The organism is Streptomyces sp. NPDC048506 (assembly GCF_040651315.1).
Lineage (GTDB): Bacteria > Actinomycetota > Actinomycetes > Streptomycetales > Streptomycetaceae > Streptomyces.
Window position 1 is genome coordinate 158,140 of the sequence record NZ_JBEZIX010000006.1, and the last position, 20,605, is coordinate 178,744.

The window sequence follows — 20,605 nt, forward strand, 5'->3', positions numbered from 1 at the left end:
CGTCATGCCGCATCCGAGCATGCTGCTCGCCGCCGCCCAGGAGTCCGCCCAGCAGGGGGGACCCGGATGGATCCTGCGCACCGTGATCATCGTCGGCGTCCTCGGCGCCGCGCTGCTCGCCTGGTTCCTGCTGCGCGGCTACGGCCAGGACTGAAGTCCCCGCGGCCGGCTCCGGGCCCGCCGGGTGGAGTCGGCGTGGGCCCGCAGTGAGCCGACGCTTACGATGTGGTCGAAGTCTCTGCCCGACACCAGCCCGGATTGGTCCTGCCGACGATGAGCCTGCACAGCACCGCACAGTCCCTGGTCTCCCTCGCCGCCGAACCCGGACACGAGGGCGGTCACGCCAGCCTCAGCCCGTTCGTGACCGGCGGTGGCGCCCTGTTTGTCCTGCTTCTCATGCTCTGGATCACCACGCGCTTCAACCGGGACCGCTGAGCCCCGGCACCCGGCCCCCGGCATCGCGCGTCGCCCAGTAGGGTCTGCACGCATGGGAGAGCACACAGGGCCCGTGAAGCGGCGACTCGGAGTGATGGGCGGGACGTTCGACCCGATCCACCACGGACACCTGGTCGCCGCCAGCGAGGTGGCCAGCCAGTTCCACCTCGACGAGGTCGTCTTCGTGCCGACGGGGCAGCCGTGGCAGAAGAGCCACAAGAAGGTGTCCCCCGCCGAGGACCGCTATCTGATGACGGTCATCGCCACGGCCTCGAACCCCCAGTTCTCCGTCAGCCGGATCGACATCGACCGTGGCGGCAAGACGTACACGATAGACACGCTGCGTGATCTGCGGGCGGAGCACCGCGACGCGGACCTGTTCTTCATCACCGGCGCCGATGCGCTCAGCCAGATCCTCACCTGGCACGATGCCGCGGAGCTCGTCTCACTCGCCCACTTCATCGGGGTGACCAGGCCCGGCCACGTCCTCGCGGACCCCGGGCTGCCCGAAGGAGCGGTCTCTCTGGTCGAGGTGCCGGCACTGGCCATCTCCTCGACCGACTGCCGGGCGCGCGTCGCCCAGGGGGATCCGGTCTGGTACCTGGTGCCGGACGGTGTGGTGCGCTACATCGACAAGAAACAGCTGTACCGCGACGACCGCTGACGGGGCTGACGGAAAGGGGCGCCGGTGAGCGACCGACAGGATCCGTACGGGCCGCAGGACCCGTACGCCCACGACCCGTACGCCCAGGAGCAGCAGGGGCAACCGGGCTACACCTACGACGCGTACGGCCGGCCCGTGTACCACGACGCCGCACAGCCGTCGTACGGGCAGCACTACGACGCGTACGGCCAGCAGGCCGCCCCGTCCGGCTACCAGGGCTACGACCCGTACGGCGGACACCAGGGGCAGCAGCCCCACACCGGTCAGCCGGAGTACGGCTACGACGCCTACGGCAGCCAGCAGGTGCAGGCCCAGCCCGGCTACCCCCAGCAGTACGACCCGTACGCCCAGCCCCAGCAGCAGCCCCACCCGCAGCAACCGCAGCAGGAGTGGATCCCGCAGCAGGCCCAGCAGCCGCCCTACGAGCCGGCCTCCTACGGCGAGCAGCCGCAGCCGCAGACGGTCCGGCGCCGGGGCCACGAGGCGGGCACCGAGGAGCCGGTGCACCGCGGGGGCGCCACCGGGACGGACCCCGCGTCCGCTCCGTCCGCCGCCGCCTCGACGGACCCGGACTACCACACCGAGCAGTTCTCCTTCATCGAGGAGCCGGACGAGGACTCCGAGGACGTCATCGACTGGCTGAAGTTCACCGAGAGCCGCACCGAGCGGCGCGAGGAGGCCAAACGGCGCGGCCGCAGCCGGATCGTCGCGCTCTCCGTCGTCCTGGCCCTGCTGGCCCTCGGCAGCGTCGGCTACCTGTGGTGGGCGGGCAAGCTGCCCGGACTGGCCGGCCCGCAGAGCGGCCAGGAGGCCGCGGCCGGCGGTCAGAAGCGCGACGTCCTCGTCGTCCACCTGCGGGACACCAAGAGCGGGAACAGCTCCACGGCCCTGCTCGTCGACAACGAGACCACCCACAAGGGCACCACCGTCCTGCTGCCCAACAGCCTCGTCGTCCCCAAGGACGACGGCACGTCCACGACGCTCGGCAAGTCCGTCAAGGACGACGGCGCCGAGCCGACCCGCGACTCCCTCAACAGCCTTCTGGGCGCCGACATGAAGGCCACCTGGCGGCTGGACACCCCCTACCTGGAGAACCTCGTCGAGACGGTCGGCGGGATCACCCTCGACACCGACGCCACGGTGCCCGGCGCCAAGAAGGGCGCCTCCCCGGTGGTCAAGCAGGGGCGCGCCCAGGACCTGGGCGGCCAGGCGGCCGTCGCCTACGCCACCTACCAGGCGCCCGGCGAGCCCCAGACCCGGCAGCTGCAACGGTTCGGTCAGGTCATGCAGGCGACCCTGAAGAAGGTCTCCAGCGACGCCGACGGTGCCACCGCCACGGTCAAGGCGCTGCTCCAGGTGCTCGATCCGCCGCTCACCGAGGGCGAGCTGGGCAGCTCGCTGGCGCAGCGGGCGGAGCTGGCGAAGACCGGCGCGTACACCACGACCCTGCTGCCGGTGCAGGCGAACGGCACGCTCGGCCAGTCCACCGCGGCGGGCGTGGTCAAGGACGTGCTCGGCGGCTCGGTCAAGAAGACCGCGCCCGACGCGACCGCCCGGGTCGTGGTCCGCAGCGCCACCGGCACCAAGGCGGCCACCGGAAAGGCACAGGTCGCGCTCCTCAACGGCGGTTACACCTTCGTCGACGGCGGCACCGACGGCGCAGCCCGGACCACCTCGCAGGTCAGCTACGCGGACGCCGCCCAGAAGGCGAAGGCCACCGAGGTCGCCAAGACGCTGGGCCTGTCGGCGGGCGCGGTCAAGCAAGGCAAGGTCGCGGAGAACGCCGACATCCAGGTCGTGCTGGGGCAGGACTTCAAGGGCTGACCGCCGGGGCCGCCCGTCCCCGGCCGGGACGGGCGGCCCCCGGAACGCCGCTGACCAGCGCGGACACCGGACCTGACGGACGGGTTCGAAAACGCTGCCGGGAGTGTCGGTGGTCCGTGAGACCCTTGAGGGGTACCTGACCGCTGATCCGGTTGGCCCATGGGGACCGCGACGCGCGCAGCGGCTCAGCCGAGCGCCGTCCGCCCCCGGCCGGCCGGAGAGGCCGCCCTCGACCCGGAAAGCCCCTTGTGACCGCCACGGACCGCTCCATCGAGCTCATCAACGCCGCCGCCCAGGCCGCGGCCGACAAGCTCGCGCACGACATCATCGCGTACGACGTCAGTGACGTCCTCTCGATCACCGACGCCTTCCTGCTCGCCTCGGCACCCAGTGACCGCCAGGTCAAGTCGATCGTCGACGAGATCGAGGAACGGCTCACCAAGGACCTGGGCGCCAAGCCGGTCCGCCGCGAGGGCGACCGCGAGGCCCGCTGGGTGCTGCTCGACTACGTCGACGTCGTCGTGCACGTCCAGCACAGCGAGGAGCGCGTGTACTACGCGCTTGAGCGGCTGTGGAAGGACTGCCCCGAGATCGACCTCCCGGAGGACGCCAAGGCGACCCGCGGCAAGGCCGCCGCGCACGCCGAGGCCACGACCGGCGGGCAGGACGGAGATCTGCTCTGAACGGCACCAAGCGCGCCACGGGCCGCCGCATCGTCCTGTGGCGCCACGGCCAGACGGCGTGGAATCTGGAGCGCCGGTTCCAGGGTTCGACGGACATCGAGCTGACCGAGACGGGTCGGACCCAGGCGCGGCGTGCGGCGCGGCTGCTCGCCGCGCTGCGGCCGGACGCGATCATCGCCTCCGACCTCCAGCGGGCGGCGGACACGGCCTGCGAGCTGGCCGCCCTGACCCGTCTCGACGTGACGCACGACGCCGCCCTCCGGGAGACCTACGCGGGCTCCTGGCAGGGGCTCACGCACGACGAGATCCTCGCCCGCTACGGCGAGCAGTACACCGCCTGGAAGCGCGGCGAGCCGGTCCGCCGCGGCGGCGGCGAGTTGGAGACGGAGGTCGCCAACCGGGCCGCCCCCGTCGTGCTCAACCACGCCGACAAGCTGCCCGAGAACGGCACCCTGGTCGTCGTGAGCCACGGCGGCACGATCCGCACCACCATCGGCCGGCTGCTCGGCCTGGAGGCCCACCACTGGGAGGGCCTGGGCGGGCTGTCGAACTGCTGCTGGTCCGTTCTCGGCGAGGGCGCGCGCGGCTGGCGTCTGTTGGAGCACAACGCCGGAACCCTGCCGGAACCGGTGCTCGGCGACGACGACTGAGCCCCGCAGGGCGGCCCGGCCGGACCGGATTTCACATCTGGGCAGGTCGCAGGCTAAAGTTCTTCTTGTTCGCGGCGCCGCCGGGGGAAACCCGGAGGGGCGGAACAAGACCCGGGGCTATAGCTCAGTTGGTAGAGCGCCTGCATGGCATGCAGGAGGTCAGGAGTTCAATTCTCCTTAGCTCCACAGCCCGGATGATCCCGCCTCCAGATGGAGGCGGGATCTCTGCGTTGTCGGGGTCGGTGTGGTCCGGGGTGGTCCTCGCGCGGGCATCGGCGGCGCCGATCCACGGGCCTGGCGCCCTGTGAGGTGTGTCACCCGAGGGCCGGCGCTCGCTCAACTCCGGCCGGAGGCAACGGCGATGGCGTGGGCGCGGCGTTCACCAGGCCGGAATCCCGTCGGGCGCCGTGCCGTGGGGGCACTCTTCGTGCATCGCACGAGGCGGCGGGGTGTGGGTGCGGTGGCGTGAAGGTGGACCTGACCTGGTCGACGGTCCGTGGCAGAATCGGACGGCGCCGGCAGGGGAGGAGAAGATCGCGATGCCCATGAGCATCCTCGTCGAGGAGGTCGTCGACCTGCTCGAAGTGGACGATGCGCAGGGCTGCGACCAGCTGCCGGGATACGCACTCCGCCTCACCTCCCCTGTTGACGCTCCCGCGTCCGTATGCGGCCACGAAGCCGCTTGCGCCCTGCAATGCCCGTCGTGCGGCTCGTCCCACGTGGCGCAGGTGCTGGGTGACAATGGCGGCATTTCCTTCGTCTGCACGGCCTGTGGCCACAGTTGGAGCTGATGGATGGGCGCCCACAGCAGGAAGTGTGACTGGTGCGGTAGCGGAACGCCGATCGTCCGCGACATGGAACCGGTCAACACCGACTATCAGTACTGGTGCGAGGAGTGCGCCCGCGCCCTGGTCATAAAGGGCGACCCCATCGAGACCTACCGGGAGCTCGACGGGGAGCCGATCTACGGGCGGCTGCTGGACGAGCACTGCACGCTGAAGCGGTTCTATTCGTTCGCGACGGCCTGAGCGGGCGACCGCTCCGGACACCCTCAGGCATCGGTGCCGGTGCCGGTCTCCCGTCGCCGCCAACCGGCCGGCCGGCACGTGCCGCTGGGCCCCGGCCTCTCCAAGTCCGCTGGGCTGCCCGCTATCTGGCGCCCGTTCCGAAACCGTTCGGACATCGCGGGGCGGATGCGGACAGTTCCATGCAGTTCCGGGCGGTTGGAACTGCTGCCGGCGTACCGGGCGTTGGACCGGACAGTGCGCCGCTGACCGCTCGCATCCGCCCGCTCACCTCCCCGGTGCGGATGTGCGGTTCCTCGGCCACAGGCGGACGCCGGCCAGCACCAGCACCACGGCACCGGCGATCGGATAGACGTCGGAGAGCAGCATCTGGAGGCCGTTCTGGTGCAGTTCCTCATGCTGGTGCCAGCGGTGCGGCACCCACCACAGGGCGAACGAGGCGAAGAGGAGGCCCAGCGCGACGGTCGTCGTCCACCAGCGACGGGCGCCGGTGCCGGCGCGGTGCAGCGCCTCGGAGCCGAGCAGGATCAGCATCGGCACGCACCACACCCAGTGGTGCGACCAGGAGATCGGGCTGACCAGGAGGGCGGTCGCCGCGCAGACCACGGCCGCCCAGGCGCGTCCCGGGGCTTCGGCCGTGGGCGCCCCCGCCTCCACTCCGCGCAGCAGTGAGCCGGCCGCCAGCGCCAGGCCGAGGACGGCGGTCAGGCCGGCGACGACGATCCAGGCGGTGCCCGGGTCGTGGGTGTGCAGCAGCCGGGCGAGGACGCCGCGCAGCGACTGGTTCGCGGTGATCTCCACCTCACCGACCCGGTCCGCGGCGAAGACGATCTCGGTCCAGAAGCGGTGCGAGTCGCGCGGCAGCGCGAGCGCGGAGAGGAGTGCGGTGGCGAGGAAGGTGGCGGTGGCGACGGCGGCCTGCCGCAGCCAGGGGTTCCAGGCGGCGCGTGCCCCGGCGCCGGAGCGGAGCCGCTGCCCGGCCCGGACGACGCCGGCCAGCGCCAGGAACACGGCGAACAGCGCCGGCGTCAGCTTGAGGCCGGCCGCGATGCCGATACCGATGCCGGCGAGCCGGTTGGCGTCCTTGCGGGTCAGGTCCCACAGGACCAGGGCGGCCAGTAGCAGGTTGATCTGCCCGTAGCGCAGCGTCGTCCACACCGGCTCGCACCACACCAGCAGCGCGGAGACCGCCAGGGTCGCCGCGGGCCGGGGGAGGCTTCGGGGCCGGCCGACCAGGCGCAGCGAGAGGTGGACGACGGCGACGAGCAGCAGCAGGTTGCCGGCGGTGGCGACGGTGCGCATCAGCGGGACGTCGAGGAGGGTGAGCGGGGTGAACAGCAGCGCGGCGAAGGGCGGGTAGGTGTTGGGCAGGTGCGCCGAGGTGGCGACCATGTCGTAGAGGGATCCGCCGGCGCGGACGGTGAGGCCCTCGGCGCGGTAGACCATGAGGTCGATCATGGTCACGTGCGCGAGGCGCTGCGCTGTCCAGAAGGCGGCGAAGGAGACCAGGCAGGCCAGGGCCGCCGCGGGGATCGGGTGCCGGCGGACGATGCCCCTGCCGGGGTGCGTGCCGCCGAGGTCGGTGGACTCTTCGAGCTCCAGCGCGGTCACGGCGTACGGCTCCCCCAGGACGAATCGGACACGGCCTGCCCGACAGTACCTCGGGTCGCGCCGGAAGGTCCCTGGCGGAGCGATTTGGCAGAAGCCGGGGAGGTCCGTGTAATGTAGGCGATGCCGCAGCGGGGAACCGGAGCGGAAAACAAGACCTGGGGCTATAGCTCAGTTGGTAGAGCGCCTGCATGGCATGCAGGAGGTCAGGAGTTCAATTCTCCTTAGCTCCACAAACACAGAGCAGGCCGTCCATCGCGGACGGCCTGCTCTGTTGTGCGTATCGCCGTCCCCGTGGCGTAGGGGGGCGCCGGCCGGGGTGGCCCCTCCGGGGTCGTGCTGACATCCGGTCAGTCGGCCGTCCGCTATGACGAGTTGATCGTTCGCTCACCGCCCATCCCTGACCGGTCCTTACCGTTCCTTGGTCTTTTCTTGGTGATCGCATGTCCCTGACATGAACGGTTCACCGAAAGAGTGGCGAATCGCGTGAGCGTCACATCCAACGCATTCACCGCTCGTGAGGTGCCGCGCATCGGCGCATCGGCGCACCGCGTCACCCCGTAGCGCACCGCATCGCCACAACAGGGGGTTACATGAGATCAAGCCGTACCAGATCACTGCGCGCCCGCGCCGGTCTGGCCTGGGTGGCGGCGCTGCCGCTGGTCGCCGGCGCACTCGCGCTCGGTGCACCCGCCGCCGACGCCGCGGGCCACGACGACGGTCGGCACGCGCTCCAGGGCACCAAGCCCCTGTGGGCCACCCGGCAGACCGACCAGGGCGCCACCGCCGCCTCCACTGCCGTCACCGCCCGCGTCTACCTGGCCGGCCGCGACGCCAAGGGCCTCGCGGACTACGCCAGGGCCGTGTCCGACCCGCACTCCGCCACGTACGGGAAGTACCTGAGCCCCGCCCAGGTGCATGCCCGCTACGGTGCCACGCGCGACCAGATAGCCAAGGTGACCGACTGGCTGGAGAAGTCCGGTCTGACGGTCACCGGCAGCGCCGACCGCTACCTCACGGTCAAGGGCGACGCGGCCGCCGCCGAGCGCGCCTTCGCCACCGACCTGCACAACTACCGCAAGGGCGGCCACACTTACCACGCGCCGTCCACCACCGCGTCCGCGCCCGCCGCGCTGGCCGACGCCGTGCTGACGGTCACCGGCCTGGACAACGCGCCCAAGCTCGCCAAGCACCACTCCGGGGAACTGCCGCCACCGGAGGGCGTCTTCCGCAACTCCGGCCCGTTCTCCTCGTACTACGGCTCCAAGACCAACACGGAGCTGCCGTCCGCCTACGGGCGCAAGGCGCCGTACGCGGTCAAGGGGTACACCGGCAAGCAGCTGCGCGCCGTCTACGGGGCGAAGAAGTGGACCGGCAAGGGCGTCACCGTCGCGATCACCGACGCCTACGCCTCGCCGACCATCGCCAAGGACGCGGACACCTACGCCGCCCGCAACGGCGACCCCCGCTACCGCAAGGGCCAGCTCTCCCAGGTCCTGCCCAAGGCCTACACGCACATCGACGAGTGCAAGGCCGCCGGCTGGTACGGCGAGGAGACCCTCGACGTCGAGGCGGTGCACGCGGTCGCACCCGCGTCCGACATCGTCTACCTCGGCGCCGCCTCCTGCATGGACGACGACCTGCTCGACACGCTCGGCAAGATCGTCGACGGGCACCTCGCGGACATCGTCTCCAACTCCTGGGGCGACATCGAGGCGAACGAGACCCCTGACGTGGCGGCTGCCTACGACCAGGTCTTCCAGCAGGGCGCCGTACAGGGCATCGGCTTCTACTTCTCCTCCGGTGACAACGGCGACGAGGTCGCCAACACCGGCACCAAGCAGGTCGACACCCCGGCGAACTCCGCATGGGCGACCGCGGTCGGCGGCACCTCCCTCGCCGTCGGCAAGCACGACAGCTACCTGTGGGAGACCGGCTGGGGCACCCAGAAGGCGCTCCTGGCCAAGGACGGCAACAGCTGGGCCGGCTTCCCCGGCACCTTCAACGGCGGCGCCGGCGGCGGCGTCAGCAAGACCGTGGCGCAGCCCTTCTACCAGCGCGGAGTCGTCCCCGACGGGCTCTCCAACGCCGCCGGCAAGGGCGCCATGCGCACCGTGCCGGACATCGCCGCGGTCGCCGACCCCAACACCGGCTTCCTGGTCGGCCAGACCCAGACCCTGCCGAACGGCAAGCTCGGCTACGACGAGTACCGCATCGGCGGCACCTCCCTGGCCGCGCCGGTGATCGCCGGTGTCCAGGCGCTCGCCCAGCAGGCCCGCCACGGCATCGCCATCGGCTTCGCCAACCCCGCCATCTACCAGCGCTACGGCACCGCCGCGTACCACGACGTCACCGACCACCCGCTGGGCGCCGGCCGTGACCTGGCCGTCGTCCGGGTCGACTACGTCAACGGCACCGACGACAGCAAGGGCACCACGACCTCGCTGCGCAGCCTGGGCAAGGACAGCTCCCTGCACGCCGGCGTCGGCTACGACGACGTCACCGGCGTGGGCACCCCGGGCGCCGGATACGTCAGCTCCTACCGTCCCTGACGCAGGAGCGCGGCACCGCCTCCCGGCGCCGTCCATGACCCAGTGGAGCGGCGGCAGGAGGAACGGGTAACGGAGACGGGGCCCGCGTTGGGGTAATCCTCAGCGCGGGCCCCGTACGCCCTGCGGTACCCTGACGCCATGCGTGCCGTACGCCTTCTGCTTAGCGGGCCGCGCTGATCAGTACCGACGGATGACAGATCCCGTCGGAATCGGCGCGGCGTCCCCTCCTGTGCGAGGGGTCTTTTTGTTTCCGGGAAATGCCGGGGACGAGGCGTGTTTTCCGCAGGCAGAGACGATCGATGGAGCTTTGAGGACGATGAGCGAGACGACCACCGCTGCCGAGGTGGCAGCGCCGCACCGCTACACGGCCGCGCTGGCCGCCGACATCGAGTCACGCTGGCAGGACTTCTGGGAGGAGCACGGGACCTACGAGGCCCCGAACCCGAGAGGTGACCTGGCCGGGGACCCGGAGCAGGTGGACCGCCCCAAGAAGTTCATCATGGACATGTTCCCGTACCCGTCCGGTGCGGGCCTGCACGTCGGCCACCCGCTGGGCTTCATCGCCACCGACGTCTACGCCCGCTACCAGCGCATGACGGGCCACAACGTCCTGCACACCCTGGGCTTCGACGCCTTCGGCCTGCCCGCCGAGCAGTACGCCGTCCAGACCGGCACCCACCCGCGGGTCTCCACCGAGGCCAACATCGTCAACATGCGGCGCCAGCTGCGCCGCCTGGGCCTGGGCCACGACCAGCGCCGCTCGATCGAGACGATCGACCCGGCGTACTACAAGTGGACCCAGTGGATCTTCCTGCAGATCTTCAACTCCTGGTACGACCCGGAGGCGGACGCGGCCCGCCCCATCGACACCCTGGTCACCCAGTTCGAGGCCGGCACCCGCCAGACCCCCGACGGCCGCCCCTGGAGCGAGCTGAGCGCCGTCGAGCGCGCCGACGTCCTGGGCCAGTACCGCCTGGCGTACGCCTCCGACGCCCCGGTCAACTGGTGCCCCGGCCTGGGCACTGTACTGGCCAACGAGGAGGTCACCGCCGAGGGCCGCTCCGAGCGCGGCAACTACCCGGTCTTCAAGGCCAAGCTGCGCCAGTGGAACATGCGCATCACCGCCTACGCCGACCGGCTGCTGACGGACCTGGACGCACTGGACTGGCCGGAGGCCATCAAGCTCCAGCAGCGCAACTGGATCGGCCGCTCCGAGGGCGCCCGCGTCGACTTCCCCGTCGGCGACTCCGACCGGATCACCGTCTTCACCACCCGCCAGGACACCCTGTTCGGCGCGACCTACATGGTGCTGGCCCCCGAGCACCCGCTGATCGCCGGCTCCGAGAACGGCAGCGGCGTCGGCTCCATCGTCCCGGACGCCTGGCCCGAGGGCACCCACGAGGTGTGGACCGGCGGCCACGCCACCCCCGCCGAGGCGGTCGCCGCGTACCGCAAGCAGGCCGCCTCCAAGTCGGACGTCGAGCGGCAGGCCGAGGCCAAGGACAAGACCGGCGTCTTCACCGGCGTCTTCGCCACCAACCCGGTCAGCGGTGAGCGCGTCCCGGTCTTCATCGCCGACTACGTGCTGATGGGCTACGGCACCGGCGCGATCATGGCCGTGCCCGCGCACGACACCCGCGACTTCGCCTTCGCCCGCGCCTTCGAGCTGCCGATGCGCTGCGTCGTCGAGCCGACGGACGGCCGCGGCACCGACCCGGCCACCTGGGACGACGCCTTCGCCTCCTACGACGCGAAGATCATCAACTCGTCGGGCGACACGGTCGCGCTGGACGGCCTGGGCGTCGCGGAGGCCAAGGCGAAGATCACCGAGTGGCTGACCGCGCAGGGCATCGGCGAGGGCACCGTCAACTTCCGGCTGCGCGACTGGCTGTTCAGCCGGCAGCGCTACTGGGGCGAGCCCTTCCCGATCGTCTACGACGAGGACGGCGTGGCGCACCCGCTGCCCGCGTCGATGCTGCCGCTGGAGCTGCCCGAGGTCGAGGACTACTCCCCGCGCACCTTCGACCCGGACGACGCCGACACCCAGCCGGAGACCCCGCTGTCCCGCAACGAGGACTGGGTCAACGTCGAGCTGGACCTGGGCGACGGCCGGGGCGTGCGACGCTTCCGCCGCGAGACCAACACCATGCCCAACTGGGCGGGTTCGTGCTGGTACGAGCTGCGCTACCTGGACCCGCACAACGACGACGCGCTGGTCGACCCGGCCGTCGAGCAGTACTGGATGGGTCCGCGCGAGGGCCAGCCGCACGGTGGCGTCGACCTGTACGTGGGCGGCGCCGAGCACGCCGTACTGCACCTGCTGTACGCCCGTTTCTGGTCCAAGGTGCTGTACGACCTGGGGCACGTCTCGTCCGTCGAGCCGTTCCACAAGCTGTACAACCAGGGCATGATCCAGGCCTACGTCTACCGGGACACCCGCGGCATCGCCGTCCCGGCGGCGGAGGTCCAGGAGCACGACGGCGGCGTCTTCTACTACGAGGGCGGCAAGGTCTCCCGACTGCTGGGCAAGATGGGCAAGTCCCTGAAGAACGCCGTCACGCCGGACGAGATCTGCGTCGAGTACGGCGCGGACACCCTGCGCCTGTACGAGATGGCGATGGGCCCGCTGGACGTGTCGCGCCCGTGGGACACCCGGGCCGTCGTCGGCCAGTACCGCCTGCTCCAGCGCCTGTGGCGCAACGTGGTGGACGAGGCGACCGGCGAGGTCACCGTCGTCGACGCCGAGCCGGGCGAGGCCACCCTGCGCGCCCTGCACAAGGCCATCGACGGCGTCACCCAGGACATGGCGAACCTGCGCTTCAACACCGCCATCGCCAAGGTGACCGAGCTGAACAACCACCTGACCAAGGTGGGCGGACCGGTGTCGCGGCCGGTCGCCGACCAGCTGGTGCGGCTGATCGCCCCGCTGGCCCCGCACATCGCCGAGGAGCTGTGGCGCCGGCTGGGCCACGGCGAGTCCGTGGTGCACGCCGACTTCCCGGTCGCCGACCCGGCGTACGTCGTGGACGAGACGGTGACCTGCGTCGTCCAGATCAAGGGCAAGGTCAAGGCCCGCCTGGAGGTCGCCCCGTCGATCTCCGACGCGGACCTGGAGGCGGCGGCACTGGCCGAGCCGGCCGTGGTCGCGGCGCTGAACGGCGCCGGCATCCGGAAGGTGATCGTCCGGGCGCCGAAGCTGGTGAACATCGTGCCGGCGTAACCGTCCGGCCGGCGCCCATGGACCGGCGCCGCGGGCCTCGGACCAGTGATGATCCGGGGCTCCGCGCGGCCATGGGGGATGTCCCCTACGGGCAGGTTGGGGGTTCGTCAGGAACCCGCAACCTGCCCGCGCCGTTTACCGTGGAGATACCGGGCGCGGGTGAGGGACCAGCGCCGTCGACACGTCTGGGGAGAGCCCATGGAACCCGCCGCCGCCATCCTCGGACTGCTCTTCGTGCTGTTCGTCGTGGCCGGGGTGTTCGTCACCGTCAAGGCGGTGCAGGCGGCCAAGCGCGGCGTGGACCGCACGGTTGCCCAGGCTCGCCGGACGGTCGAGGACACCACCCTCCGGGCCCGGCAGCTCGCCCAGCCCGGTGTGGTCGGCGAACTGGCCCAGCTGCGACTCTCGCTCCGCACGTCCATGCGCGCCACCCAGGACGAGTTGTACGGCGGGGCCAAGGACGACCCCTCGCTCAGCGAGGCGATCGGACTCTTCGAGCGGCTGAGCGCCCACGGCCATGAGTTGGACGCCGAACTCAAGCGCCTGGAGCGGGAGCCCGACCGGGCCACCATCGCCGGTCGCCTCCCCGAGCTCCGCGAGCGCCTGGAGCGGATCACCCACTCCGCCGAGTCGCTGCGCTGGGCCGCCCGCGATCGGGCCCGCAAGTTCGCGGACGACGACCTCGCGGCGCTGAACGACCAGATCGATGTGGAGACGGGTGCACTGCGGCACTGGACCCGCGAGCCCGGCGCCACGGACCCGCTGGACGAACCGGTGCCGGACGGCCCGGCCCGAGCGGCTTCCGCCGACGGCCCCGCGTCCGCCGACGGCCGTCCGGGTGCGGCGGCCTCGGAACCGGCAGCCCGCGGCTACTCCTGGGGCCCGGTCCCCGAGGACCCGCCGGCCCTCACCGCCCGCGACCCCCGCACCCAGCCGACCCATCCGTGGCAGAAGTCCCCGCGGGCCGAGGGGCACCACCCGGACGCCGAGGCACACCACCGGGACGCCGAGGGGCACCGCCGCGGCACGGAGGCACACCGAGGGGGCACGGAGGCACAGCGCCGGGAGTGAACGACAACGGAGCGAGGGGGTGGGGCGGGGGCGGGGCGGGGCCCCGGGAAGGCCGTCCCGACACCGCCGTCATCCGGCCCCGAGAGCCATGACGACCCCGTCCGAGGGCCTCTTGGCAGAGCCTTGGTGAAACCTGGAGGATCTTGGGGAGGGGCCCGCACTGTGCGGCATCCCGATCCCCGGATAATCTCCAAGTCATGTCCCGCCATGTCGCGATCGTCACCGATTCCACGGCCTACTTGCCGCGGGCGGCCATCGAGCGCCACCGCATCACGGCCGTGCCGCTGACCGTCGTCCTGGGGGACCAGGCCCTGGAAGAGGGCACCGAGATCTCCGCCAGATCCCTCGCCCAGGCGCTACAGAAGCGCCGCCCCGTGACGACCTCGCGGCCCGGCCCCAGCGTGTTCGCGGAGACCTACCGAAAGGTCGCGGCGGCCGGTGCCGGCGCCATCGTCTCGTTGCACCTCTCCTCGGAGTTCTCCGGTACCTACGACGCGGCGGTGATGGCGGCCAAGGACGCACCGGTGCCCGTACACGTCGTGGACACCGGCATGGTCGCGATGGCGCTCGGCTTCTGCGCACTCGCCGCCGCCGAGGCCGCAGAGGCCGGCGGGGACGCGGACGACGCGGTGGCCGCCGCGGAGAAGCGGGCCGCCGGCACCTCCGCTTACTTCTACGTCGACACCCTCGACTACCTGCGACGCGGCGGCCGCATCGGAGCCGCGCAGGCCCTGCTCGGCTCCGCGCTCGCCGTCAAACCGCTCCTTCAACTGGCCGACGGGCGGATCGAACTCCTGGAGAAGGTCCGTACGGCATCGAAGGCCATCGCGCGGCTCGAGGAGATCGCCGCGGAGCGGGCGGGGGAGGGCCAGGTCGACATCGCGGTGCACCACCTTGCTGCCGCGGAGCGGGCGGAGGCGCTGGCACAGCGGCTGCGCGAGCGGGTGCCGGGGCTGAACGAGCTGCACGTGAGCGAGGTCGGTGCGGTCATCGGTGCGCACACCGGGCCGGGGCTGCTGGGGGCTGTGGTCTCACCGCGGTGAGCGGGGCGGCAGAAGTGCCCTGTGGGTGACGACGTTATCCACAACTGGGGCGTCGTCCACGGAATGTGAGGCGGCTCAGCGGGATCGGTGCGACGTGCCTACCGTCGATCGCTATGAACACGTCTCGATCCACTCGGGTGGATTCCCCGGTCCTCATGGCGTCGGCGGCCCCATCGGCAGCTCGGCGTGCACCGGCCGCTGCGGCTCCGGCACCGTCCTGCGATCCGTCCCTCCCCGCCGGCCCGTCGGGCCGGTCGGCACCGTCCCGTGCGGCGGAGCGGAGGGAGGAGGAGCGCGAGCGCGCGCGGGCCCGGATCGCGGCCGTCTTCGGCGAGGCCAGGGCGGCGGTGGCCGGTCCGGCGCCTCCGGGACACGATCCACCAGGCCCCCGCCGTCGGGCGCGGGCGTGGCTCGCGGTATGCGAACGGCTGCCGCTCTGGGTGCAGTTACGGTGCGGCACCGATCCCAAGGCGCTGGCCGCTCTGGTCCTGGTGCTCGTGGTCGCCGTGGGGTTCGCCGTCCAGCACTTCTGGACCGGGCGCCCCGAGCCGGTGCGCGCCCCGGCGGCGGAACGGCCGGCGGCCCCCGGCCCCGACCCCGGCGCCCGAGCGTCACTGCTGCCGCCACCGTCCGCTGCGGCGTCCTCCGCCGGGGCGGCCGGCGGACCGCCGGGTGTGGCGGGGCGGCAACTGGTCGTCGATGTCACGGGCAAGGTCCGGCACCCGGGAATTCACCGGATGCCGCCGGGGTCTCGGGTGATCGATGCCCTACGGGCCGCGGGCGGAGTGCTGCGGGGGACGAGCACCCGTGGGCTGAACCGGGCGCGGCTGCTGACCGACGGCGAACAGATCGTGGTCGGTGCGGCTGGTGAGGCTGGAGCGGGCGCTGGGGGCGGGGGCGGGGGCGCTGCCGGCTCCGGCGACATGGGACCCGGCGGCGCGGGAGCCGGGCCGTCGGGGTCCGGGGGCGGGCCGCCCGGGCCGGTGAGCCTCGGCACGGCGACCGAGCAGCAGCTGGACGCCCTGCCGGGAGTCGGGCCCGTCCTGGCCCGCCACATCATCGAATTCCGCACCCGGCACGGCGGGTTCAGCTCGGTGGACCAGCTCCGCCAGGTCACCGGGATCGGTGAGCGCCGGTTCGCCGATCTCCGCCCCTTGGTGCAGCCATGACCAGCCCTCGCGGTCCACATGGCGCGGACGTGACCGTGCACGCCACGACGGATGCGCCACCCGGCTCCTCCGCTGCGGCACAGGACGGTCCGGCCGATCTGCGGCTGGTCGTGCCGGCACTGGCGGCCTGGGCGGCCGCGGCGCTCGCCCTGGGCGCACCCGGCGGCGGGGTGGCGGTGGTCTGCGGGGTGACCGTCGTCCTTGCGGCGTGTGTGGTGCGGGTGGCCGTGGTCCGGCGGAGGGCGGACCACGGGGCGGGGACGGGCCGGCGGCCCGGTGGTGAGCCGGTGCGGGACGAGGCCGGGCCGGGTGCCGACCGGGAGGCGGCGGGCCCTTGCCCGGCCCGTTCCCCGCGCCTGTGGTCCGCGGGGGCCTGCGTCGCCCTGGCCGGGGCGCTGCTGGGTGCCACGGCGGGAGCCGCGTCGGCGGCGCTGCATGCGGCGGACGTCCGGCGCGGACCGCTGCCGGCCTTGGCCGAGCAGAGCGCGCGGATCACGGTGGAGTTGGAGGTGACCGGCGATCCGCGGCTGACACCGTCCCGGGTGCGCGGCTCCCAACGGACGCCGCCGGCAGTGGTGTTCACCGCCGAAGCGGTCCGCGTCACCGCACCGGACGGCGAGGTCACGGCCGTGCGCACGCCGGTGCTCGCCGTCGTGCGGCAGGGGGGAGGGGACGGCGCCGGGCATCGTCCGGCGGTGTCGACGGCCTGGCGCCGGGTGCTGCCGTCGACCCGTCTCCGCGTGGCGGCCCGTGCCGTTCCTCCGCTGCCGTCGTCGGGCGGGCAGGTCGCCGCCGTGCTGCGGGTCGGCGGCGGTGCGCAACCGGTCATGGTCCGTCCTCCCGGTCTGTTGCAGCGGCTGGCGGGAAGGCTGCGCGGCGGGCTCCGGGACGCCACCGAGGGGCTGGGGGTCGATGCCCGGGCGCTGCTGCCCGGCCTGGTCGTGGGGGACACCTCACGGGTGTCACCGGACCTGGACGAGGCGTTCCGCGCCACGGACCTGACGCATCTGCTCGCCGTCTCCGGCAGCAATCTGACGATCGTGCTCGCCCTGCTGGTCGGCCCGACGCACCTGGCCACCCGGGCCGAGCGCCGGGGCCTGGCGCCACGCCTGGGGCTGTCGCTACGGGGCACGGCCGTCCTCGGCGGGGCACTCGCCCTCGCGTTCGTCGTCGTGTGCCGCCCGGATCCGAGCGTGCTGCGGGCCGCCGCCTGTGGCCTGATCACGCTGCTGGCGATCGGCACCGGGCGCCGCCGCTCGCTGCTCCCCGCGCTGGCGGCCGCGGTGCTGCTGCTGGTCCTCTACGACCCCTGGCTGGCCCGCAGTTACGGCTTTCTGCTCTCCGTGCTGGCCACCGGCGCGCTGCTGCTGCTCGCACCGCGCTGGAGCGCCGCCCTGCAACGGCGCCGGGTGCCACCGCGGCTCGCCGAGGTGCTCGCCGCCGCGGCCGCCGCCCAGGCGGTCTGTGCGCCGGTCGTCGCCGTGCTCGCCGCCCGTGTGGGCCTGATCGCCGTGCCCTGCAACCTGCTGGCCGAGGTTGCCGTGGGTCCGGCGACGGTGCTCGGGTTCGCGTCTCTGGCCGCCGCCCCGGTGGCCCTGCCGGTCGCCCGGGCGCTGGCGTGGTGTGCCGGCTGGCCGGCCGAGTGGATCGCCGGCGTGGCCCGTACCGGGGCGGCGCTGCCGGGGGCGGAGCTCGGCTGGCCCGGTGGCTGGGCGGGCGGGCTGGCGCTGGCGGCCGTCACCGTGGCGCTGGTGCCGGTCGCCCGACGGGTGCTGCGGCGACCTTGGTTGTCCGTGCTCTGCGTGCTGGCGGTGATCCTGGCGGTGTGCCGACCGGCCCCGTTCACCCGCGTCATCACGGGCTGGCCGCCGCCCGGGTGGCGCGCCGTGGTCTGCGACGTGGGGCAGGGCGACGGCCTGGTGCTGGCGGCCGGGGACGGCACGGCGCTGGTGGTGGACACCGGACCCGAGCCCGGTGCGATCGACCGCTGCCTCACCGAGCTCGGCGTCCACCGCATCCCCCTACTCGTCCTGACCCACTTCCACGCGGACCACGTGGACGGGCTCCCGGGTGCGCTGCGCGGTCGCTCGGTCGGCGCGATCGAGACCACGACGCGTCAAGACCCGCCGGGGCAGGCCGCGTTCGTGCGTGCCACGGCCGCCGCCGCCCGTATCCCGGTCGTCCGCGCGGTGCCGGGGGAGCGGCGCCGTCTGGGCCCCCTCACCTGGGAGGTCCTCTGGCCGCCGGCCCCCTCGCCCCCGCCGGTGCCACCCGGTGCGCCCGCCCCGTCGGACGCACCCGGCTCCGTCGACGTCGGAGCCGTCGACGGTCCCAACGACGCCAGCGTCACCCTGCTCGTCCGCACCGGCGGGTTGACCCTGCTGCTGCTCGGCGACCTCGAACCACCCGCCCAGCAGGCGCTGTCGGCCGCTCACCCCGAGCTCTCAGCCGTCGACGTCCTGAAGGTGGCGCACCACGGCTCCGCCCACCAGGACGCGTCGCTGATACGGAGGCTGGCGCCGCGCCTGGCGCTGATCTCCTGCGGCGCGGACAATCCGTACGGCCATCCCGCACCTCGGACGGTCGCGGCGCTGCGCGGCCTGGGGGCCCGGGTGCTGCGCACGGACACCGACGGCGCCATCGCGGTCCTGGGCTCGCCCGGTCGGCTTTCGGCGGCTTCGGCCGGCCGCCGGGCCGGGGACCGGCCGCCCGACTTCCGGCGAAGACCCCGTTCCCCGCCGTTCCCCGCAGGGCTCCGCCGTTCCCCGCAGGGCTCCGCCGTTCCCCGCCGTTCCCCGCAGGGCTCCGCCGTTCCCCGCAGGGCTCCGCCGTTCCCCGCCGGGCTCCGCAGGTCCCCGTCGGATGCCGGCGGTCTCACGGCCGGCAGACGGCGTCCGGCAGGCTCTGCCGGTCGGCGCAGGGCACGTGCTTGTACATCCGCATGATGTTCTTCGCCGTGTCGGAGTCCATGAACGCGAGGAACTTCGCGGTCAGCGAGCCGTTTTCGGGCCGCCCGTACGTGTAGAGGTACTCCACCGTCCAGAAGGGGTAGTCGCGTTGCCGTCCCCACTCGATGTCCGGCTCGTGCCCGTTGAGTCGCACGCCGACCACGTGCTGCCGCTGTGCCGCCGCATAGACCTCGGCGTAGCCGATCGCTCCCGGCACCCGGTCCACCGCGTCCAGCAGGCTCTTGGTGCCGTTCACCTCACAGCGCGTCAGGCGCGCCCGTTCGTCGCGGTCCTTGTCGCCGCAGTCGTACGACGACACCACGCCGGGTTCCGAGCGGTGCAGCACGGACGTCTCGAAGGCCCGGCGGGTGCCCGAGGCGGCGTCCCGGCTGACGAGGCGGATCGGCAGGTCGTTGCCGTGCAGCTGCCGCCAGTTGGTGTAGGTCCCGTCGTAGACCTTGCGGACCTGGTCAGAGGTGAGGTTGTCGATGCCGGCCCTCTCGTTCGCCACAAGACCGAGCACGATGACGCCCACCCGGGCACCCTCCAGCCGGCGATACAGGGAGGGCGCCGGCACATCGGACACCGCGATGAAACCGGGGCCCTCGGCAGTCGCGGGTCTGCCCTGCCGGTTGAGGTTGCCCAGGCCCGACAGGCTGCCGCTCTCCGCGACGTCGATCTCGGCGTCCGCGCACCTGGCCCGGTACTGCCGGGCGATCTCCCGCATCGGCGGGGCGAACGCGGTGGATCCGTCGACGGTCAGCCGCCCCGCGGCGCACTCGGCGGGCGGAGGCGTCACCCGGCCGTTGAGGAGCAGACCGCCGAGCAGTCCGAGCAGGACGATGAAGGTGCCGCCGAGGGCGAGGCTGAGCTTGCGCGGGCCCCAGCGCTGGGCGTTGCGCCGGATCCGTCCCCCGCTGATGAACCCGCCGACGGTCACGGCACCGGCTGCCCTGCCGGCGCGCCCGCCCTGGGGATCGAGGACCGTTCCGGGGCCGGAGAGGAGCACCAGCAGCTTGAAGTGGTTCCGCTTGTTCAGCGGCACCTTGGGGATGAACAGCCGGCCGCCTTCATGCCGCAGCCCGCTGCCGCGCCGGGTCAGCATGCCCACCAGATCCGTCGGATTGGCGTCCGGCACCTCGACGCCGAGGACGGTACGGCCGGGGAACTCGACCGTCAGCGGCTCCTGATAGTCCTGCCGGACGATGTCCTTGCCGCCGTCGTTCTCGAACCGCAGCAGCGCCAGCGTGGCATCGCTGATCTCCTGGTCCTGCCGCAGCAGCCGCAACTGCACCAGGCTGTGGGCGTCTTGGGGGTTCATGCCGATCGCGGTGTCCATCTGGACGCGGTAGCCGATCCGCTTGCGCCCCGGCAGGAACCGCTCGACGGCCCAGACCAGGGCCGTCGCCACGAGCCCGGCAGCGGTGAGGATCGTCTCGGTGTCCGGCAGCGTCACGACAACCTCGCACAGATGAACGGACGTTGGGAGGTCAAAGCCTCAAGGACCTCCGACGCGGCGGGAGCGGCTTTCGGCAGCCCGTCACCAGAGGTTCATCCGACGTCTTCCGGCCACGGTGCGAGCGGGCTGGATGGAGCGAGCGGGCCGGATGGATGGAGCGAACTGGCCGGTTGGAGCGGGCCGGTTGGATGGAGCGAGCGGGCCGGTTGGAGCGGGACGACCAGATAGGGCGAGCCGGCCGGACGAAGAGGAAC

At 72.6% G+C, this 20,605-nt stretch carries 16 protein-coding genes and 2 tRNA genes; 16 read left to right on the top strand and 2 right to left on the bottom strand.

Features of this window, described 5'->3' with window-relative positions; all coding sequences use genetic code 11:
• The first annotated feature begins 4 nt into the window (after positions 1-4).
• The 9 genes from AB0C96_RS06560 to AB0C96_RS06600 all read left to right on the top strand — a co-directional run bounded on the left by AB0C96_RS06560 (position 5) and on the right by AB0C96_RS06600 (position 5,284).
• Positions 5-154, top strand: coding sequence for a hypothetical protein (locus AB0C96_RS06560; protein ID WP_362914334.1), 150 nt, complete (start codon positions 5-7; stop codon positions 152-154).
• Between the two features lie 119 nt (positions 155-273).
• On the top strand, positions 274-435 hold the full coding sequence (locus tag AB0C96_RS06565; protein WP_362914335.1) for a hypothetical protein: 162 nt from the start codon (positions 274-276) through the stop codon (positions 433-435).
• Between the two features lie 52 nt (positions 436-487).
• Positions 488-1,099: a nicotinate-nucleotide adenylyltransferase gene (gene nadD, locus AB0C96_RS06570; protein WP_362914336.1), complete on the top strand. Its 612-nt coding sequence runs from the start codon at positions 488-490 to the stop codon at positions 1,097-1,099.
• Positions 1,100-1,123: 24 nt separating this feature from the next.
• Complete coding sequence (locus AB0C96_RS06575) at positions 1,124-2,923, top strand: LytR C-terminal domain-containing protein (RefSeq protein WP_362914337.1); 1,800 nt, start codon at positions 1,124-1,126, stop codon at positions 2,921-2,923.
• 248 nt (positions 2,924-3,171) lie between these two features.
• Complete coding sequence (gene rsfS, locus AB0C96_RS06580) at positions 3,172-3,606, top strand: ribosome silencing factor (RefSeq protein ID WP_362914339.1); 435 nt, start codon at positions 3,172-3,174, stop codon at positions 3,604-3,606.
• Positions 3,603-4,256: a histidine phosphatase family protein gene (locus AB0C96_RS06585; protein WP_362914467.1), complete on the top strand. Its 654-nt coding sequence runs from the start codon at positions 3,603-3,605 to the stop codon at positions 4,254-4,256. The genes rsfS and AB0C96_RS06585 overlap by 4 nt, the downstream gene beginning before the upstream one ends.
• Positions 4,257-4,369: 113 nt before the next feature.
• A tRNA-Ala gene (locus AB0C96_RS06590) sits at positions 4,370-4,442 on the top strand.
• A 353-nt stretch (positions 4,443-4,795) separates the two neighbouring features.
• Complete coding sequence (locus tag AB0C96_RS06595) at positions 4,796-5,047, top strand: hypothetical protein (RefSeq protein ID WP_362914341.1); 252 nt, start codon at positions 4,796-4,798, stop codon at positions 5,045-5,047.
• A 3-nt stretch (positions 5,048-5,050) separates the two neighbouring features.
• A complete protein-coding gene (locus AB0C96_RS06600; RefSeq protein WP_030413843.1) occupies positions 5,051-5,284 on the top strand; it encodes a hypothetical protein in 234 nt (77 codons plus the stop codon).
• 264 nt (positions 5,285-5,548) lie between these two features.
• On the opposite strand, the gene AB0C96_RS06605 is transcribed toward AB0C96_RS06600, so the two are convergent.
• Complete coding sequence (locus AB0C96_RS06605) at positions 5,549-6,892, bottom strand: glycosyltransferase 87 family protein (protein ID WP_362914343.1); 1,344 nt, start codon at positions 6,890-6,892, stop codon at positions 5,549-5,551.
• 157 nt (positions 6,893-7,049) lie between these two features.
• Between AB0C96_RS06605 and AB0C96_RS06610 the strand changes: the two genes are divergently transcribed.
• The 7 genes from AB0C96_RS06610 (at position 7,050) to AB0C96_RS06640 (ending at position 18,889) form a co-directional block, all read left to right on the top strand.
• A tRNA-Ala gene (locus AB0C96_RS06610) sits at positions 7,050-7,122 on the top strand.
• Between the two features lie 360 nt (positions 7,123-7,482).
• On the top strand, positions 7,483-9,441 hold the full coding sequence (locus AB0C96_RS06615) for a S53 family peptidase (protein WP_362914345.1): 1,959 nt from the start codon (positions 7,483-7,485) through the stop codon (positions 9,439-9,441).
• 316 nt (positions 9,442-9,757) lie between these two features.
• The gene (locus AB0C96_RS06620; RefSeq protein ID WP_362914347.1) at positions 9,758-12,661 is read left to right on the top strand and encodes a class I tRNA ligase family protein; all 2,904 of its coding nucleotides are present in this window, start codon (positions 9,758-9,760) and stop codon (positions 12,659-12,661) included.
• Between the two features lie 198 nt (positions 12,662-12,859).
• A complete protein-coding gene (locus tag AB0C96_RS06625) occupies positions 12,860-13,732 on the top strand; it encodes a hypothetical protein (RefSeq protein WP_362914349.1) in 873 nt (290 codons plus the stop codon).
• A 197-nt stretch (positions 13,733-13,929) separates the two neighbouring features.
• Positions 13,930-14,775, top strand: coding sequence for a DegV family protein (locus AB0C96_RS06630; RefSeq protein ID WP_362914351.1), 846 nt, complete (start codon positions 13,930-13,932; stop codon positions 14,773-14,775).
• A gap of 440 nt (positions 14,776-15,215) precedes the next feature.
• Positions 15,216-15,944, top strand: coding sequence for a ComEA family DNA-binding protein (locus AB0C96_RS06635; protein ID WP_362914353.1), 729 nt, complete (start codon positions 15,216-15,218; stop codon positions 15,942-15,944).
• Positions 15,941-18,889 (top strand): ComEC/Rec2 family competence protein, encoded by a 2,949-nt coding sequence (locus AB0C96_RS06640; protein WP_362914355.1) that lies wholly within the window; start codon positions 15,941-15,943, stop codon positions 18,887-18,889. The genes AB0C96_RS06635 and AB0C96_RS06640 overlap by 4 nt, the downstream gene beginning before the upstream one ends.
• Here AB0C96_RS06640 and AB0C96_RS06645 read toward each other — a convergent pair.
• Positions 18,819-20,348, bottom strand: coding sequence for a substrate-binding domain-containing protein (locus AB0C96_RS06645; RefSeq protein WP_362914357.1), 1,530 nt, complete (start codon positions 20,346-20,348; stop codon positions 18,819-18,821). The two genes, AB0C96_RS06640 and AB0C96_RS06645, sit on opposite strands and share 71 nt — an antisense overlap.
• Positions 20,349-20,605: the final 257 nt, after the last annotated feature.